The 4,250-nt window shown below is 67.6% G+C and carries 4 protein-coding genes; all 4 read left to right on the top strand.

Features of this window, described 5'->3' with window-relative positions; genetic code table 11:
* Positions 1–321: DoxX family protein (locus VFV67_RS14760; protein ID WP_326470461.1), on the top strand; the 321-nt coding region annotated here is incomplete at its 5' end.
* A 27-nt stretch (positions 322–348) separates the two neighbouring features.
* Positions 349–1,182, top strand: a complete 834-nt coding sequence (locus VFV67_RS14765) for an alpha/beta fold hydrolase (RefSeq protein WP_326470463.1) — start codon at positions 349–351, stop codon at positions 1,180–1,182.
* Between the two features lie 422 nt (positions 1,183–1,604).
* Positions 1,605–3,281 carry an IS21 family transposase gene (gene istA, locus VFV67_RS14770; RefSeq protein WP_326470464.1) on the top strand — a complete coding sequence of 559 codons (1,677 nt, stop codon included), beginning with the start codon at positions 1,605–1,607 and terminating at the stop codon, positions 3,279–3,281.
* Positions 3,278–4,057 (top strand): IS21-like element helper ATPase IstB, encoded by a 780-nt coding sequence (istB, locus tag VFV67_RS14775; protein WP_106536463.1) that lies wholly within the window; start codon positions 3,278–3,280, stop codon positions 4,055–4,057. The genes istA and istB overlap by 4 nt, the downstream gene beginning before the upstream one ends.
* Positions 4,058–4,250: the final 193 nt, after the last annotated feature.

Genomic DNA, 4,250 nt, shown 5'->3' on the forward strand with positions numbered 1-4,250 from the left:
ATCGCCGGCGGCGGAATCTCGAAGCTCGCCGGCGACCCGGTCATGGTGGACATGTTCGCCGACATCGGGGCTGGCCAGTGGCTCCGGTACCTGGTCGGAGCGCTGGAGGTCGCGGGAGGGGTTGGACTTCTGATCCCGGCTCTGGCGGGCCTGGCCAGTCTGGGGTTGGCGGCATTGCTGACCGGTGCTGTCATCACCGATCAGTTCGTGCTCGAGCAGAGCCCTTGGCTGCCGCTCGCCCTTCTCGTCGTGGCGGCCGTGATCGCAAGGGCGCGGTGGTCGCGCACCGAGGCCGTCGTCGGCACGCTGCTCAGGCGCTGAGACAAACCTCTCGAACGGAGATGTGAGATGAACGAGATGGCCTTTCGCGTGACATCAAACGATGGCACCACCATCGCCTACGACCGGAAGGGAAGCGGCCCGGCTGTCGTCCTGGTAGGCGGCGCACAGGACGACGGAGCCGAGAACGCTCCCTTGATACCTGCTCTCGCCGAGCACTTCACGGTTTACAACTATGCCCGTCGGGGACGCGGCGCGAGCGGCTTCACCGAGCCCTACGCCGTGGAAAGGGAGATCGAGGACCTGGATGCGTTGATCGCGGAGGCGGGCGGCTCGGCACACCTGTTCGGGGCGTCCTCTGGTGGCGCTCTGGCGCTGGAAGCCGCCGCGGCCGGGTCAGCCATCGACACGATCGCCGTGTGGGAGGTGCCCTACGCGGTCGGGGACGACATACGCCCGCGATTCGAGGAGTACGTCGCGGACACCCGACGCGCCTTCGACGCCGGGCGAGACGAGGAGGTTCTCGAACTGTTCATGCGCATGACCGGCGCCTCCGACGACAACATCGCGGCCAGGAAAGCGGCAGGCAAGCAGACGGCGCATTGGGCGGATTCGGTCGCCCTCGCGCCCACGCTGGTCCACGACAGCGTCTTCCTCAATCGCTACCAATTGCCGGCCGATCGACTGGCAACGGTCACCCAACCGGTCCTGGTCACCACCGGAGGACCGATCACGGTCCCCTACATGGCAGGCCTGCCCTCGGACTTCTTCGACCGCGCAGCCGACGAGCTTGCAGACCTCCTACCCCACGCTCAACGGGAGACCCTCGAGGGGCCGGATCACGTCGTCGACCCACAGACCGTCGGCCCGCTGTTGCTACGGTTCTTCAGCACCGAACACTGAGGGGCCCGCGAGGTGTTGCGGGAATACCGATTGGGCACCGCGCAAGCAGATCTTCGTCGCGCCAGGGACACGGGGCGGACAGGTGGTGTCGAGGTTTGATGTCGTCGGCGGCATCACAGGCCTGATCCAGGGCGTGCTCGTCACCAACGTCTTCGTCACCACGCAAGGCCGGGCCGTCGTACTGACCTGGGCTTCAGTGGGACTCGACCTGGCCTACTCGCTGCTCATCGGCTCCGTCGTCGGTCGTACCCCGCACTCCGGGCCGACTCAGTACCGCCCACCGAAGCCCTGCGCAGCACATGACCAGGCACCTCGGTAGGGCCAGTCATTCCGGGCTGTGGTCGCATGCGGTCACCGTTCCCAGGCGGTGGCCCGGTGCCGAAAGTCGTGCCCACGGCGTGCTCACGTCAGGAGTGCCACCGATGACGCAGCCGCGTTCCCGGGTCGACCTGTACGCGGCGATCCGACGGGATGCCCGATCTGGGATGTCCAACCGCGCGCTGCAGCGCAAGCACGGCGTCGGCTTCCGAACCGTGACAGCGGCGCTGGAATCTGCATGGCCGAAGGAGAGAAAGCAACCGCCCAAACGCGGCTCACGGCTTGACGCGTACCGAGTGGTGATCGACGACTGGCTGCGCTCGGACCTCGACGCGCCGCGGAAGCAGCGACACACGGCGAAGCGGATCTTCGATCGACTGCTTGACGAACATGACGGGGCCGGGGTGGTGTCGTACTGGATGGTCCGCGAGTACGTCGCCACCCGACGCCGCGAGATTCGCGTCGAGGTCGGACGGGAACCTGCCAACGCGTTCATCCCGCAAGAGCACCTCCCGGGCCGCGAGGCCGAGGTTGACTTCGGCGACGTCGCCATCCGCCTGCGCGGCGAGCTCGTAACCTGCGCGCTGTTCAGCCTTCGGCTCTCCTACTCGGGCAAGGCCGTGCACAGGGTCAGTGCCTCGGCTGGGCAGGAAGCCTTCTTCGAGGGTCACGTCCACGCCTTCAACGTGCTCGGCGGGGTGCCGACCGGGAAGATCCGCTACGACAACCTCAAGGCCGCCGTCGCGAGCGTGATCGGGTTCTCCCGCCAGCGGGTCGAGGCCGACAGGTGGACCGCCGTCCGTTCCCACTACGGCATCGAAGCCTTCTATTGCCAGCCCGGAATCCAAGGTGCGCACGAGAAGGGCGGCGTCGAGGGGCAGATCGGCTGGTTCCGACGCAACCACCTCGTCCCCATCCCAGAAGTCGACTCCCTCGCCGAGCTCAACGCTATGGTCGACGCCTGGGACGAAGCCGACGACGCCCGGCGGATCGGGTCCCGCGCCCGCACGGTCGGGGAACACTTCGCCACCGAGCAGCCACTCCTCGCGCCCCTTCCGACCGAGCCGTTCGAGACCGGCCGCTGGTTCACCCCGCGCGTGGACCGGTACGCCCAGGTCACGGTCCGGATGAACAAGTACTCCGTGCCCGCGCGCATGGTCGGCCGTCAAGCCCGGGTGCTCCTGAACGCCAGCGACCTGGTCGTGTTCGACGGCAGGACCGAGATCGCCCGCCACGAACGGCTCATGACCAAGGGCTCGACCCGGGTCGACCTGGACCACTATCTCGAGGCCCTCCTCCGCAAACCGGGCGCGCTACCCGGTGCGAAAGCGCTGGAGCAGGCCAGGGCATCCGGGCGGTTCACGCCCGTTCACGACGCCTGGTGGGCCGCGGCCTGCAAGGCCCACGGTGACGCCGACGGCACCCGTGCCCTCATTGAGGTCCTGATGATGCACCGGCACCTTCCACACGACCACGTCGTCGCCGGACTCGCGACGGCGCTGCGTGCAGGCGCGCTCACCGCGGACGCTGTCGCGTTGGAAGCGCGCAAGTACAACGACACAGCAGATGGCGGAGCCGACGACACGACAGCGGACCACCAGTCCCTGATGAGCGGCGACAGGGCACGCGGAGAAGGCGAGATCCCTGCCGTGCGATCGCTGACCGAGCGCCGGCTCCGCGCCCACATCCCGGCCGACACTCGGCCGCTGCCGAGCGTGGAGAAGTACGACCAGCTGTTGGCCAGCCGACGTGACACCCCGAACGAAGGAGCCGCACCGTGACCACCAAGCGCCGTGGAATGACCGAAGAAGCAGCCGACGCCGCGATCGACCAAGCGTGCCGGATGCTGCGAATGCCCACCATCCGCAACTCCTTCACCGACTACGCCGACCGGGCAGGGCGTGAGCAGATGTCTTACCGCGGGTTCCTCGCCGAACTATTGCTTGCCGAGTGCGACGATCGCGCCCGACGCCGGTCCGAACGCCGGATCAAGGCCGCCAAGTTCCCCCGCGAGAAGTCCCTGCGGGCCTTCGACTTCGACGCCAACCCCAACATCGATCCCGCCGTGATCCACACCCTCGCCAAGTGCGAATGGGTCCAGAAGGGACAGCCGCTGTGTCTGATCGGGGACTCCGGCACCGGCAAGTCCCATCTGCTGATCGCACTCGGCACCGAGGCCGCCATGGCCGGCTACCGGGTCAAGTACACCCTGGCGACCCAGCTTGCCAACGAGCTCGTCGAGGCCGCCGACGAGATGACGCTGGCGAAGACCATCGCCCGCTACGGCCGCGTCGACCTGCTGTGCATCGACGAACTCGGCTACATGCAACTCGACCGCCGCGGCGCGGAACTCCTCTTCCAGGTCCTCACCGAGCGTGAGGAGAAGGCCTCGGTCGCGATCGCGTCCAATGAGTCCTTCGGCGGCTGGACCAAGACCTTCACCGACCCCCGGCTATGCGCAGCCATCGTCGACCGACTCACCTTCGGCGGCACCATCCTCGAGACCGGCACCGACTCCTACCGTCTGGCCCAAGCCACAAAGCAGCGGACAACCTGACACCCGTCGGGCGCGGAAGCGGTGTCGACGCAAACCAACATCCGCGGCACCGACACGTGCCCGGCGGTGTCAGAACTCGCCAACAAGCGGTGTCGGACGAAACCTCCGCAGCCAGGGCGATCCTCGACGCCACGGTCGCGGCGTTCCTGCTGGCCAATGTGCGTGAGGGGCTTATGCCCGGAGCGGAGGGCTG

Source organism: Actinophytocola sp., assembly GCF_035762905.1.
Lineage (GTDB): Bacteria > Actinomycetota > Actinomycetes > Mycobacteriales > Pseudonocardiaceae > DASYTH01.

What these genes read in the sequence shown, in the direction of transcription:
- VFV67_RS14765 (WP_326470463.1), top strand. Translation starts at nt 349, where the DNA reads ATGAACGAGATGGCCTTTCGCGTGACATCAAACGATGGCACCACCATC.
- istA (WP_326470464.1), top strand. Translation starts at nt 1,605, where the DNA reads ATGACGCAGCCGCGTTCCCGGGTCGACCTGTACGCGGCGATCCGACGG.